Origin of the sequence: Plantactinospora sp. B24E8 (assembly GCF_039871735.1) — a bacterium.
In the GTDB taxonomy this organism is placed as follows: Bacteria; Actinomycetota; Actinomycetes; order Mycobacteriales; family Micromonosporaceae; genus Plantactinospora.
The window spans coordinates 84,657-97,725 of record NZ_JBDPMH010000010.1 but is presented as its reverse complement, the minus strand read 5'-3'; the positions used below and the strand labels follow the sequence as shown (position 1 = coordinate 97,725).

Genomic DNA, 13,069 nt, shown 5'->3' with positions numbered 1-13,069 from the left:
GACGTACGGTCAGAAAGAGGGTGAACCGTTCGGGTGCGCCGGGAAGCTCGATCGTCCCCGCACCAGCAGGCCCTCCTCGGCCCGCATCCGGCCGTCGTCGAGCACGGCGAACGAGACGGTGCCGCCCCAGGCCGTGTACCGGAAGCAGGTGCGGACCACCCGACGTACGTCGTCCAGCGCGCGCACCACCCATCCCGTCTGGCACGCCTCGACGACGTGCATCGCGGCCTCCTGTGACGATTCGTGCTGGTAGCGGCGTTGCATGGCATTCCGGCGATGCCGCCGGGCGGGGCAGTCCGCGTCCCGGTACGCCGGGCAGTCCGCCTGCGACCACGGCCAGGGTGGCACCTCCGACGGCAAGCCGCCCTCCCGCCATCCCGGGCTTAGTTGACCGGAGGCCGGCAGGGCCGTCCGGAGCGTGTCGCCAGACGGGCCGTCCACGGCGGCCGACGTACTCACCGCACCGACAATATGACTCTTCGTGACCGGACTGCTCCCGGCCGGTCCCCCGCCCCCGCTGCGGCGACGCCGTGTCCGGGCCGGTACCCACTCCCCGCCGTGCCTGGTGGTCCGTCACACCCCTGGTACGACGATGGGGGCCCGCCACGTTGCATGACGTCGACCACTCGTCGGGATCGAGGTTCACCACGGCACAGCCGACGGTCGTACCGCCGGATCGGGCCGGACCGGGCCGCCGCCCGCGGACGACGTCCGGTGCGGGCCGGTGACCGGCTTGGGCCGGCCGACCAGGTACCCCTGGGCGAAATCGACCCCGTAGTCCCGGAGCAGGTCCCGGATGGCCGGCTCCCGGACCTGCTGGGCCGCCGTCCGGATGCCCAGCTCACGGCAGGTCTCGACGACCGACCGTACGGCCCGCCGGTGCGGCCGGGAGAGGTGGAGCCCGGAGGTCAGTTCGCCGTCGAGCCGGACCAGGTCCACCGGAAGGTACGTGAGCGCGTCGACGTCGGCACGTCCCGGATCGAAGTCGTCGAGAGCGAGTTGACAGCCGAGCTGCCGCAGGCCGTGCGCGAAGTCCACCGCGCTGGTCAGGTCTCCGGTCAGCGCCGCCTCGCTGATCACGAAGGTGAACTGGGCGGGGTCGACGTCGTGCCGACGCAGCTGCTGTTGCAGATGTTCCAGCAGTTCCGGGTCGCCCGGCGACTGGTCGGAGAGACTCACCTGGTAGTGCGAGGTACGGGCGCCCCGGGCGACCAGCTCGACGGCATGGTCGACAACCCAGCGGTCCAGTGGTGGGACCGCCGCGCCGGCCGGCCCCGCCTCGTCAACCGGTCGCGCGGTCCCGGCCGGCCCCGCCTTCCGGTGGCGCGCGGCGCCCTCGTCGACGAGCCGGAGCAGGATCTCCTGCCGGGTGATCTGGTTCAGCCGCAGGTCGAGGATCGGCCGGGTGTGCAGGGTGAACCGGTGTACAGGTGGTGGCACCGGCGCGGCGCCCGCCGTCCGCTCCGTCCCGCCGGCCGCCTCTCCGGGTGCGACGCAGTCGACCCCGGCCACCCGGGCCAACCGCCAGGCGGCCTCGGCGTCGAGCAGCACGTCCAGGGCCCGACTCCCGTGCCGGCCCGGATAGCGGATCAGACCGGCCCAGGCGTGCAGACGCAGCCGGTTGCGGCCGAGCAGGAAGGACTGGTGGCGAATCCCCGCGACCACCGCCTCGGCGACCGCCCTGGCCGCCCCGAGCGTGGTCCGGTGCATCAACACCCCGAACTCGCCGGGCGCGGTACGGCCGCAGAGGTCACCGCGACGGATCGCCCGCCGCACCACCGCGCCGACGGCGGCGTCCAGCCGGTCGTGGTCGTCACCACCGGCGAGGTCGGGGTGCACCGGGTGGACCCCACTGGTGTCGGGATAACCCGATCGGGCTCCGGCCCGGACCGGGCCGACCGGGGCGACGGCCACCACCAGCAGTACGCCCGGGCCGGCCCGCCGGGCGGCGTCGATCTCCTCGACGAACCGTGGCCGGCTGAGCGGTTCGTCGCCCGGGTCCCGAGCGGTCAGTTCGGTCCGTACGGTCTCCCGACGTCGGGCCAGCCGGACACGCTCCTGCCGGGCCAGCTCCGCCTCGGTGACGTCCTGCCCGGTGGCGACGATCCCGGACGGGCGGTTCCGCTGGTCGACGACGATCTCGACCAGCACGGAGACGTACCGGATGACCTTGTCCGGCCGGACCACCCGGAAGGTCGTCTCGCGGGCCGTCTCGGCTCGCCAGGCGCTCTCGACGGTCCGGCGGGCGTCCGCGAGGTCGTCCGGATGGATCAGCCGGGCGAGCAGGCCCACCGACGGTCGAACCGTGCCCGGCGCATAGCCGAAGACCAGCGACATCTCGTCCGACCAGCGCAGTTCGCCGTCGGACCGGTTCCACCACAGGCTGCCCAGCTTGGCCAACTGGGCGGCCCGGCTGATCCGGGCCGCCTCGTCGACATCGTCGGCCAGCGGATCGCGTACGTCGACATCGCTGATCGGGTCGATCCCGACAGACTCGGCACGTTGGTACTCCTGCTGGACCCGCCGGGTCGCCCGGCGGGCCCGGGCCCGTTCCAGTTCGCTGAGGCCACGATCGCCGGCCAGGGCGAGAACCTCGTCGAGGTTCACGACCGTCCGTCGCCCTCGGCGTGCCCCGTCCGCTCGGCGACCTCCCGGAGCCGGCGCCGGGCCTGCCGCCGGTAACCGCGGGCGGTGCGGTACGCGACACCGAGCACCCGGGCGATCTCGTGGTCGGACCAGCCGTCGAGAGCCAGTGCGAGAACCTCCGCCTGGCGCGGCGGCAACTGTCGCAGCCACCCCCGGAGCACTTCCCGCGCCACGGCGGCCGAGCCGTCGGGTGGCTCGTCCGACGCTCCGGCCGGCGGCGTACCCGGCCCACCGGGCTCCACCGTCTCCCCCGGTTCCGCCGCGCCGCGCCGCCGGACGATCAGCAGCCGGTGCCGGGCGGTCTGCACCACCCAGGCCAGCGGCTTGCGGTAGCCACGGATCTCGTGCCACTCGGCCCGGGCGGCGACAAACGCCTCCAGTACGGCGTCCTCGACCACGCCCGGATCCGGACACTGGTGGAGCAGGAAACGCTCGACCAGTACGAAGTTCTGTTGGCAGAACTCCTCGAAGCTGGCGTCCAGGTCGACCTCGCCCCGGTCCCCCAACCGGGTGTCGACCCGTACCGCCGCCTTGCCGCCGTCCCCCCTCACGCCGTCCCGCCCCCATCTGGTCCGAGCCCCGCTCCCCCGATCGGGCCCGCTACAGCTGCCGCCGGTTCCCCGGTCGACAACCCCCCCTGCAGGTGATCCATTCTCGCCTCTCGCCTCCATAGGTGTGGTTCCGCGTATAACTCTCCGTCAATGACGGGGATGTCGGCGGCGACGCGCGGAGGTCAGGATGACGATGATCAAATAGACGACGTCCACCTGCGACACCTCGGATGATCGGTCAATGGAGAAAACCAGATCATACGAGCATAGGTACTGTCCAGTATGGATCGCGGAGAGTAGTACTTTTCTGTTCCGGGATGTTACCGGCCCCGGCCCGCGTTGTCAGGCAGGCGAATCCGGCTCGTCACCTCCATCGACAGACCCCCACACCGGGGGGTCGGCGCGGCGGGCGGCCGACTCAGGCCCCGACCACCTCGTCGCGGCCGGGAAACTCGTCGTCGCCGTCCTCGTCGTCGGGCTCACCCCAGTTGCGTCGCAGCCACGGCAACGCGACCCAGAAGGTCAGGAACCAGGCCCCGGTCAACCCGCTGAGCACAAAGGCCACCCCTCGGGGCAGGACGAAGTCCGTGATCAGCAGGACCGAGCTGACCATCGCGATCAGCATGAAGGCCAGACCGGCGGTCGCCACGGCGTGCGCGAACCGGACCAGTTCCGGCTTGCGCCCCTGCCGGAAGAGCGCCCGGTGGAAGGCGACCGGCGAGATGATCAGCGCGGTCGCGGCGGCCGCGGCGATCAACGCGACGATGTAGGTGTCCTTCTGGAACTGGGTGGCCCGGGGAAAACCGTTGCTGAACGGCAGGGTGAGCAGGAAGGCGAAGAGGATCTGGACACCGGTCTGGGCCACCCGCAGTTCCTGGAGCAGGTCGGTGAAGTTGCGCTGCCAGCGCTGCTTCTCGGTTTCGACGCTCACCCGGCCACCTCCGCTGCCACCGCCGCGTTCGTCCGGCGGAATCAAGTGCGGAGCAGTGTGCCCGGCATCGACGTACCCGAAACGCGAGGCCGGTTCGCGCGGTTTGGGCTCCTTCGGACGGTTCGGGCTGTGGTAGCCGGTTCGGCTCCTGCGGGCGGTTCGGTCCGCGGTTGCCGGTTCGCCGACGGTGGTTGTCGGCTCAGGAACCGAGATCCGGCCGGAACAGGGCCAGCGCGGCCCAGTCCAGCGGCCGCACACACGCATGTCGTGTCGGGCCTCGGGCGCCGGGTCCGTGACGTCGGACCCGGCGCCCGCTCACGCCCCGCGCCGGATCCGGCCCGCGTACCGGGCCTCCAGCACCTTGTTGTGCTCGTCCCCGGCGGGAATGTTGGCCGACAGGTAGACCGGCGGCGTCTCCCCCGCCTCGACCAGCCGGGCCACCACCTCGACCGTGATCTGCTGGGCGAGCAGCGCGGCGGTGATCGACGAGACCGCGCCGACCGCGCCGCCGCCGGGCAGCGGCAGCGTCGCGTCGCCGTACGGGGCACCGTTGTCCAGCACCACGTCGGCGAGGTCACCGAGTCGGCGACCGGACGGATGCCGGGACGGCACCCCGGCCGAGTGCTCCGCCGAGGTGATCGCGATCAGCGGGTGCCCACGCTCCTTCACCAGGGCGGCGAACTCGACGATGGTGCCGTTCACCCCCGAGTTGGAGGCGATCACGAAGATGTCCGCCGGCTGGACCGGAGCCAGTTCCAGCAGCCGGCGGGCCACCGTGGGGTCGCGCTCCAGGGTCGGGCCGAGGACGTCGGCCGGCGCACCGCCGTAGAGCACCAGGTCACGCAGGGCGATCCGGTTCGTCGGGACCAGTCCACCGGCCCGGCCGGCGATCTCCATCGAGAGCGCCTCCGAGTGGCCGGTGCCGAACGCGTGCACCACCCCGCCGGCCCGCAGCGCCGCGCTGACCAGGTCGGCGGCCCGACGTACGTTGTCCCGCTGCTCAGTCGCGACCCGGGTCATCAGCCCGGTCACGACCTCCAGGTAAGCCTCGGCGCTCAGTGTCACCGGTCCCGTCCCTTCGCTCCACCGTTGATCATGCGGCCGGTGCCGACGATGCCACGCCCGGCCCGGAAACTCACCTCGTGTCGGTGATCCGGGCCAGTACGGCGTCGGCGAGCGCCTGCGCCGCCGTCTCCGGAACCCAGTGCCCGACCCCGGTCAGTGGCACGAAGCGGTAGTCGCCGGTGACGAACCCGGCGCAGTTCCGGGCCGCGACCGGGCCGACCGCCATGTCGGTGTCGCCCCAGACGAAGGTGGTCGGCACCGCCACCGGCCCGGTGCCGACCAGTGCCTCCGTCGACATCGCCCGGTACCAGTTCAACGCGGCGGTCAGCGCGCCCGGTTCGCGCATCGGGGCGACGTACCGCTCGATCCGGTCGGAGGGCAGCCCGCCGAGCATCCGGCGCAGTGCCGCCGCGTCGTCCGCGAGCAGCACCCGCTCCGCCTCGCCGGCCTGCCGGAACAACTGCATGTACGTCGAGCGGGCCTGCTGGTCCGGGTCCTGCGCGATCGCGGCCCCGAACGGGGCCGGATGCGGTACGGAGACCGCGGTCAGGGTACGGACCCGGTCCGGATGGTCGGCGGCGAGCCGCCAGGCGACCGCCGCACCCCAGTCGTGCCCGACCACGTGCGCCGACGGTACGTCGAGCGCGTCGAGCACCGCCACCGCGTCGGCGACCAGTTCGGGCAGCTGGTACGCCGACACCTCGGTCGGCCGGGCCTGCGGCGAGTAGCCCCGCTGGTCCAGGACGAGGGTGCGCAGCCCGGCCGCGTGCAGCGTCGGCAGCAGGTCGTCCCATTCGCCACCGTGCTGCGGGAAGCCGTGCAGCAGCAGGACGGCCCCGCCGTCCGCCGGCCCGCCGGTGTGCAGGTCGAAGGTGAGGTCCCGGACGGTGATCCGCATGACCCGAGCCTAGTCGTGGCTATCGGCGCAGACGGATCCGGTGCTAGCGTTCGCGAAACAACCGCACATCCGACAGGGGAGCGCGCAGCGCTGAGAGTGTGGGCCGACCCGCCCGCAGACCCTCGAACCTGATCTGGGTAATGCCAGCGCAGGGAGTTCGGTCACGTCTCCAGCCGCGTCACGGTCCGGGACCCGGGCCGTGACGCGCGTTCCGCCCCTGGATCGCCGAGCGACTGGGAGGCAGTACACATGAAAGAGTCCGGCAGCACACGGTGGCGCACCGTCGACATCGTCGTCGCCTCGGTCATCGCCGTCGCCTTCGGCGTCATCTTCTGGGCCTGGAACCTGGTCTGGGGCGCCACCGAGGGGGCCTTCACCTTCTTCCCGCCGGCCCAGGCGGTCATCTACGGCGTCTGGCTGCTGCCCGGGGTGCTCGGCGGCCTGGTGATCCGCAGGCCTGGAGCGGCCCTGTACTGCGAGTTCCTCGCCGCGTTCGTCTCGGTGCTGCTCGGCAGCCAGTGGGGCACGATGGCCATCCTGCAGGGTCTCTTCCAGGGTCTCGGCGCCGAACTGGCCTTCCTGGTCTTCGGCTACCGCTTCTTCCGGCTGCCGGTCGCGGTGCTCTCCGGCGCCCTGGCCGGGCTCGCCGCCGCGATCTTCGACCAGATCCGCTACTACGCCGGGTACGACTTCGCCTCGGTCCGGCTGCCGTTCTTCGTGATCACCGTGGTCAGTTCGTTGATCATCGCGGGTGCCGGCGGCTGGGCACTGACCCGGGCGCTGGCCCGGACCGGCGTACTGGACCGCTTCCCGGCCGGCCGGGACCGGGCCGCGGTCTGAGACCGGTCGACCGCACGGCGGAACGGACGGTGTCCCGGTGAGCGCGGTCGACCCGACGACGCAACGGACGGTGCCCTGGTGAGCGCGGTCGAGCTGCGCGGCTTCGGCTGGCGGCACGCCGGGCGCCGGGCCTGGGCGGTCCGTGACGTCGACCTGCGGATCGAGCACGGCGAACGGGTCCTGCTGCTCGGCGCCTCCGGGGCCGGCAAGAGTACCCTGCTGGCGGCGCTCGCCGGGCTGCTCGCCGAGGACTCGGGTGAGCAGACCGGCAGCGTCGAGATCGACGGGCTGGACCCACGCAAGGCCCGGGAGCGGGTCGGCATCGTCTTCCAGGATCCGCAGACCCAGCTGGTGATGGCCCGGGCCGGGGACGACGTGGCGTTCGGCCTGGAGAACCGGGGCGTGCCGGCGGCGGAGATCTGGCCCCGGGTCACCGAGGCGCTGGACCGGGTCGGTTTCCCGTACCCGGTGGACCGGCCGACCGCCGCGCTCTCCGGCGGTGAGCAGCAACGGCTCGCCCTGGCCGGGGTGCTGGCGCTGCGCCCGGGGCTGCTGCTGCTCGACGAGCCGACCGCCAACCTGGACCCGGCCGGCGCCGCCCTGGTCCGGGGCGCGATCGGCGCCGCGTTGGACGCCGACACCACACTGATCCTGGTCGAGCACCGGGTGGCGGAGGCGCTGCCGCTGGTCGACCGGGTGGTCGTCCTGGAGCCGGGTGGCGGGATCCGGGCCGACGGGTCCCCCGCCGAGGTCTTCGCCACGCACGGCGCCGAGCTGGCCGCCGCCGGGGTCTGGGTGCCCGGCCCGCCGCCGGCACCACGCCGCTCCGGCGCCGCGGCCGGGGCGGTGCTGCTCGCCGCCGAACGGCTCGGCCTGCCGCCGCGGCTGGCCCCGACCGACCTGACCGTACGCACCGGCGAGGCGCTCGCCGTGCTCGGACCGAACGGAGCCGGCAAGTCGACCCTCGCGCTGCTCCTCGGCGGCCTGCTCGACCCCGGCACCGGCACGCTGCGGGCCACCCCGGCCCTGGCCGACCGGTACGCGGGCCGCCCGCCGCACCGCTGGCGGGCACCGGTGCTGGCGCAACGGATCGGTTCGGTCTTCCAGAACCCGGAGCACCAGTTCGTCACCGGCACGGTACGGGCCGAACTGGCGCTCGGCCCGCGCCGGGCCGGTCGCCCCGAAGCCGAGGTGACCTCCATCGTGGACGACCTGCTCGCCCGGCTCCGGCTGGACCGGTTGGCCGCCGCCAACCCGTACACCCTCTCGGGTGGGCAGGCGCGGCGGCTGAGCGTGGCGACGGCGCTGGCCACCGCGCCCCGGCTGCTGATCCTGGACGAGCCGACGTTCGGTCAGGACCGACGGACCTGGCTGGAGCTCGTCGACCTGCTCGCCGGGCTGCGGGACACCGGACACGGCATCGTCGCCGTCACCCACGACCCGGACTTCGTGGCCGCCCTGGCCGACCGGACCCTCACCCTCGACCCACCGCAACGTGATCTCCTCGACACCGCGGTACGGGGGCCGCGATGATCCCGTACCCGACGGTTCCGACCTCCGCCGCGCCGCTGGCCCGACGCAACCCGGTGGCGAAGCTCGCCGCCGCGCTGCTCTTCTCGGTGCCGCTGCTCGCCACCCTCGACCCGTTCGTCCCGGCCCTGGCCATCGGAGTGGAACTGCTGGTCGCGCCGCTGTTCGGCGTCCCGTACCGGCTGCTGGCCCGACGGGCCCGGCCACTGCTGCTCAGCGCGCTCGGCATTCTCGTCACGATGCTGTTCTTCGCCGCCGATCGCTCCGGTGACGTCCTCGTCTCCGCCGGTCCGCTGCTGGTGACCACCGGGGTGCTCAGCACCGGTCTGGGACTGGCGCTGCGGGTGATCGCGGTGGCGCTGCCCGCGGTCCTGGTCGTCGCCACCACCGACCCCACCGATCTCGCCGACGCCCTGGTGCAGAACGCCAAGGTGTCCCCCCGGTTCGCGATCGGCGCCCTGGCCGCGTTCCGGCTGGTGCCGTTGCTCGGCACGGAATGGCGGATGATCAGCATGGCCCGCCGGGCCCGCGGCGTGGACGCCGGGCGCAACCCGGCGACCCGGCTACGACTGTTCGGCTCGACGGCGTTCACCCTGCTGGTCGGGGCGATCCGCCGGGGCACCCGGCTGGCCACCGCGATGGACGCCCGCGGCTTCGACTCCGGTGTTCCGCGTACGTCGGCCCGCCGGCAGCACTTCACCGGGGCGGACACCGTCCTGGTCGTCGGGGCGCTGCTGCTCGCCGCCGGAATCCTGGCGGCCAGTGTGGCGCTCGGTACCCACCGCCCCCTGATCGGCTGAGCCCACCGCTCGGCGGCGACGGCCCAGGTCGAACCATCAGTACGGTCGCATGTTCGCATAAGTGCCCCGAGCAGGCCATCTGTTGTTTGCCGAGGTAGGCGAGATTGATCAGCTGATCAGATTCGCCAGTCGATGGAGCAACCGATGGGCCACGGCCACCCGCACCACCACCACGACCACAGCCACGACCACGACCACGACCACGCGGTCGGCGGCGACCTGCCCGCCGCCCTCGACCCGACCGTACCGGAGACCGAACTCTCCCCGGCCGATCGCTCCCGACGCAGTTTCCTGCGCAACGCCGGCCTGCTCGGCGCGGGCACCGCGGCCACCGTCCTGGCGACGCCGGAGCTCGCGCACGCCCACGGTAACGGCGGCGACACCGGACACGGCGGCGACAAGGAGCCGAAGGGCGGCTTCCACTGGCTCGCCGGCGACCACCACATCCACACCCAGTACAGCTCGGACGCCCAGTACCGGGTGATCGACCAGGCCCGGCACGCCCGCGGCCACGGTCTGGACTGGATGGTCGTCACCGACCACGGCAGCGTGGCGCACGCGAAGATCGGCGTGGAGAAGGTCAACCCGGACATTGTCGCGGCCCGGGAACAGCTCAAGGACCTGCTGATCTACCAGGGCCTGGAGTGGAACATCCCGGCCGCCGAGCACGCCACCGTCTTCGTCGCGCCGGGGCGCAACGAGGTCGCCGTGCTGAAGGAGTTCGAGAACGCGTACGACGGCAGTGTGAAGAACGCCGGTGGCTCGTCACCGGCCAACGAGGCGCTCGCCATCGCCGGCATCAAGTTCCTCGGCGAGCAGGTCCGTCGGCGCCGGGTCGACGGCGCGCTCTTCCTCGCCAACCACCCGGCCCGGCGCGGCATCGACTCCCCGCACGAGGTGCGAGCCTGGCGCGACGCCGACCCCACGGTGGCGATCGGCATGGAGGGTGCCCCGGGCCACCAGGCGGCCGGCCTGCCCCGGCCGACCGCCGGCCGCAACCGCGGCTACTACGACAACGGACCGTCGGCGGACTCGTTCGCCGGCTACCCGCTGGAGAGTTACCGCACCTGGGGCGGCTTCGACTGGATGACCGCGACCGTCGGTGGCCTGTGGGACAGCCTGCTCGCCGAGGGCAAGCCGTGGTGGATCAGCGCGAACTCGGACTCGCACGTCAACTATCTGGACACCTCGCAGCGTGGGCCGGGCAGCAACTTCGACCTCAACGGCCGGCACGACGACCCGGTGTACGGGCCGCTGCTCACCGACGCCGGCGACTACTGGCCCGGCCAGTACAGCCGTACCCACGTCGGCGCCGCCTCGTTCAGCTACCGGGCGGTCATGGACGGGCTTCGGGCCGGTCGGGTCTGGGTCGACCACGGCGGCCTGATCAGCGGTCTCGACGTACGTGCCCGGGTGGCCGGCGACCGGCGGCCCGACTCGGGCACCCCGCTCGGCGGCGTGCTGCGGGTCAAGCGCGGCACCCGGGTCGAGCTGACCATCGACATCGACCTGGCCAACACGCCGAACTGGTCGCAGTTCGTCCCGGTGCTGGGCCGGGTCGACGTGATCGCGGGCCAGGTCACCGGCCCGGTCGCCGACCGGGACACGTTCACCGCGCCGACCGCCCGGGTGGTCAAGTCGTACGAGGTGGGCAAGGGCACCGGACGGGTCTCGTTCACCTACGCCTTTGGCCGGGTCGACCAGCCGTTCTACGTCCGGCTCCGGGGCACCGACGGCAACCGGACCGCCCCCGGCCTGATGGGGGCACACGTCGACCCGTTCGGTCCGGCGCTGGACATCGCCGGGGACGCCGACCCGTGGAAGGACCTGTGGTTCTACGCCAACCCGATCTGGGTACTGCCGAGCTGACCCGACCGGTGATCGGACTCAGCTTCGGGCACCGGACCGTCCGGGAGGCCGAGCACTGGCTGCACGAGGTGGTGCGGCCGCTCGGCCTTCCCGGCCTGGTCGCCTGTACCCATCTCACGCAGCACCCCTTTCCACACGTCGCGATCAGCCTCTCCACCGACGGGGAACCGCCGGCCGGGCTCCTCGCAGGCGTACCGGTGGAACTGGTGGTGGCCGGCGAGCACGCCGCCGCCGAGCACTCGACCCGGCGGTCCGGCCGGGCGGTGCTCTTCCCCGGTGTGGCACGGCTGACCGGCGTACTGAGCGTCGACGAACTGCTCGCGGCGAGCGCCATCGAGCGGGTGACCGCACTCGGTGGTGTGCCGCCGGCCGGGGACACCCTGGTCGAGACCCGGGACTTCGTACGTCCACTGTGGGCGGAAGGCCGGCTGACACTGGTCACCACGCCGGTGGCCGGCGGCCGGATCGGACCGTTCGAGGTACCCGAGCCGACGCCCTGCTGCGCGGACCACTGAGCACGGCAGGCGGGCGTTGCACCGGGCAACCCTGTGACGGCCGGACGGACCACCACGGTCCGTCCGGCCACCGGATCTCCCGACCTGGCGTACCTGACGGTTAGGCTTCACCCGTCGGTATCGGAGGCCCGGTCATGAAACACGTCGTACTCGGACTGCTCGCCACCGGGCCCGCCCACGGGTACGAGCTGCGCCGACGGTACGACGACCTGTTCGCCGACGCCGGCGTCGAGGTCAACATCGGACAGATCTACGTCACCCTCGGCCGGCTGGAACGCGACGGCCTGGTCAGCCACACCACCGAGTCCGGCGGCGACCGGCGGGACCGCAAGGTCTACCGGCTCACCGAGGACGGCGCCGCCGAACTGCGCGACTGGGTCACCCGGCCCTCGGACACCCCGCTGGTGAAGCCGGACGTCCTGCTCCGACTCGTCACCGCCCGCCTCGCCGCCGTGCTGCTGCCCGACGTCGACCCCACGGCGGTGATCACCGACCACCGGCAGCGCTGCCTGCAGGCGCTGCGGGACCTCGACCGGCAGGCCGCCCGCACCAGCGGCACGAGCGTCGGCGGTCTGCTGGTGCAGGCGACCGCGCTGCACCTGCAGGCCGAACTCCGCTGGCTGGAAGCGTGTCAGCGACAGCTCGCCGAGATCGAGCTGACCACCTCGGGGAACGGAGGCCACGATGGCTGACCCGGTGCTGCGCGCGGCCGGGCTGACCCGGACCTATCGGCACGAGGCGCGGGACCGGACCGCCCTGCGGGACGCCTCGATCGAGGTCGGCCGGGGTGACTGGGTCGCGGTCACCGGGCCGAGCGGCAGCGGCAAGTCCACGTTGCTCCACCTGCTCGGCGGACTGGACCGCCCGGACCGGGGCGAGGTGTGGCTGGCCGGGCACCGGTTGGACAACCGTTCCGAGAGTGGCCGGGCCCTGCTGCGCCGCCGACACGTCGGCTTCGTGTTCCAGTTCCTCAGCCTCGTACCGACGATGACGGTCCTCGGGAACGTCGAACTGCCGCTGGTGCTGCAGGGTGTCGGACACCGCGACGCCCGACGCCGGGCGCGGGAGGTCCTCGACGAACTCGGGGTCGCCGACACCGCCGACACGGTACCCACCGCCCTCTCCGGCGGTGAACAGCAGCGGGTGGCGCTGGCCCGGGCCGTCGTACACCGGCCTGACCTGCTGCTCGCCGACGAACCGACCGGGGCGCTGGACTCCACGGCCGCCGGGGTTGTCCTCGATCTGCTGCGGCGCCGGCACGCCGACGGGCAGAGCATCGTGCTGGTCACCCACGACCACCGGGTGGCGGCCGCCGCCGACCGGGTGGTCACCATGCTCGACGGGCGGATCGCCGACGAACGGAAACTGGCCGAGCCGGCCGGCGAACCGACGTACGCCCACCTGCTCGACCTGGACGGCTGACC

13 protein-coding genes and 1 riboswitch are annotated in these 13,069 nt (G+C 72.8%); of the genes, 7 read left to right on the top strand and 6 right to left on the bottom strand.

The genetic code is table 11. The features are described from left to right. Positions 1-9: 9 nt before the first annotated feature. The 6 genes from ABGB21_RS17470 to ABGB21_RS17445 all read right to left on the bottom strand — a co-directional run bounded on the left by ABGB21_RS17470 (position 10) and on the right by ABGB21_RS17445 (position 6,091). Positions 10-360 (bottom strand): hypothetical protein, encoded by a 351-nt coding sequence (locus ABGB21_RS17470; protein ID WP_347654047.1) that lies wholly within the window; start codon positions 358-360, stop codon positions 10-12. 282 nt (positions 361-642) lie between these two features. After that, positions 643-2,607: an EAL domain-containing protein gene (locus tag ABGB21_RS17465; protein ID WP_347678542.1), complete on the bottom strand. Its 1,965-nt coding sequence runs from the start codon at positions 2,605-2,607 to the stop codon at positions 643-645. After that, positions 2,604-3,197, bottom strand: a complete 594-nt coding sequence (locus ABGB21_RS17460) for an RNA polymerase sigma factor (RefSeq protein ID WP_347654051.1) — start codon at positions 3,195-3,197, stop codon at positions 2,604-2,606. The genes ABGB21_RS17465 and ABGB21_RS17460 overlap by 4 nt, the downstream gene beginning before the upstream one ends. Before the next feature lie 418 nt (positions 3,198-3,615). Then, positions 3,616-4,128, bottom strand: coding sequence for a DUF6328 family protein (locus ABGB21_RS17455; protein WP_347654053.1), 513 nt, complete (start codon positions 4,126-4,128; stop codon positions 3,616-3,618). A gap of 315 nt (positions 4,129-4,443) precedes the next feature. Next, positions 4,444-5,193, bottom strand: a complete 750-nt coding sequence (locus tag ABGB21_RS17450; protein WP_347654054.1) for an SIS domain-containing protein — start codon at positions 5,191-5,193, stop codon at positions 4,444-4,446. A gap of 70 nt (positions 5,194-5,263) precedes the next feature. Beyond that, positions 5,264-6,091 carry an alpha/beta hydrolase gene (locus ABGB21_RS17445; protein WP_347654056.1) on the bottom strand — a complete coding sequence of 276 codons (828 nt, stop codon included), beginning with the start codon at positions 6,089-6,091 and terminating at the stop codon, positions 5,264-5,266. Positions 6,092-6,155: 64 nt separating this feature from the next. Further along, positions 6,156-6,264: riboswitch (TPP riboswitch) on the top strand. Positions 6,265-6,340: 76 nt separating this feature from the next. On the opposite strand from ABGB21_RS17445, the gene ABGB21_RS17440 reads away from it, so the two are divergent. From ABGB21_RS17440 to ABGB21_RS17410, 7 genes are all read left to right on the top strand, one after another. Further along, entirely contained in the window at positions 6,341-6,931 is a 591-nt protein-coding gene (locus ABGB21_RS17440; protein ID WP_347678540.1) for an ECF transporter S component, read from the top strand. Positions 6,932-7,009: 78 nt separating this feature from the next. Beyond that, entirely contained in the window at positions 7,010-8,464 is a 1,455-nt protein-coding gene (locus ABGB21_RS17435; RefSeq protein WP_347678538.1) for an ABC transporter ATP-binding protein, read from the top strand. Then, positions 8,461-9,261 (top strand): energy-coupling factor transporter transmembrane component T, encoded by an 801-nt coding sequence (locus tag ABGB21_RS17430; RefSeq protein WP_347654062.1) that lies wholly within the window; start codon positions 8,461-8,463, stop codon positions 9,259-9,261. The genes ABGB21_RS17435 and ABGB21_RS17430 overlap by 4 nt, the downstream gene beginning before the upstream one ends. 144 nt (positions 9,262-9,405) lie before the next feature. After that, entirely contained in the window at positions 9,406-11,130 is a 1,725-nt protein-coding gene (locus ABGB21_RS17425; RefSeq protein WP_347654063.1) for a PHP domain-containing protein, read from the top strand. 8 nt (positions 11,131-11,138) lie between these two features. Then, positions 11,139-11,645, top strand: coding sequence for a hypothetical protein (locus ABGB21_RS17420; RefSeq protein WP_347654064.1), 507 nt, complete (start codon positions 11,139-11,141; stop codon positions 11,643-11,645). Positions 11,646-11,779: 134 nt separating this feature from the next. After that, complete coding sequence (locus ABGB21_RS17415) at positions 11,780-12,337, top strand: PadR family transcriptional regulator (RefSeq protein ID WP_347654066.1); 558 nt, start codon at positions 11,780-11,782, stop codon at positions 12,335-12,337. Beyond that, entirely contained in the window at positions 12,330-13,067 is a 738-nt protein-coding gene (locus tag ABGB21_RS17410) for an ABC transporter ATP-binding protein (RefSeq protein WP_347654068.1), read from the top strand. Before ABGB21_RS17415 ends, ABGB21_RS17410 begins: the two co-directional genes overlap by 8 nt. Positions 13,068-13,069: the final 2 nt, after the last annotated feature.

Bases quoted from the DNA above. Each gene is read 5' to 3' on its own strand.
- ABGB21_RS17445 (WP_347654056.1), bottom strand. From the start codon at position 6,091: ATGCGGATCACCGTCCGGGACCTCACCTTCGACCTGCACACCGGCGGG.
- ABGB21_RS17440 (WP_347678540.1), top strand. From the start codon at position 6,341: ATGAAAGAGTCCGGCAGCACACGGTGGCGCACCGTCGACATCGTCGTC.
- ABGB21_RS17430 (WP_347654062.1), top strand. From the start codon at position 8,461: ATGATCCCGTACCCGACGGTTCCGACCTCCGCCGCGCCGCTGGCCCGA.
- ABGB21_RS17425 (WP_347654063.1), top strand. From the start codon at position 9,406: ATGGGCCACGGCCACCCGCACCACCACCACGACCACAGCCACGACCAC.
- ABGB21_RS17415 (WP_347654066.1), top strand. From the start codon at position 11,780: ATGAAACACGTCGTACTCGGACTGCTCGCCACCGGGCCCGCCCACGGG.
- ABGB21_RS17410 (WP_347654068.1), top strand. From the start codon at position 12,330: ATGGCTGACCCGGTGCTGCGCGCGGCCGGGCTGACCCGGACCTATCGG.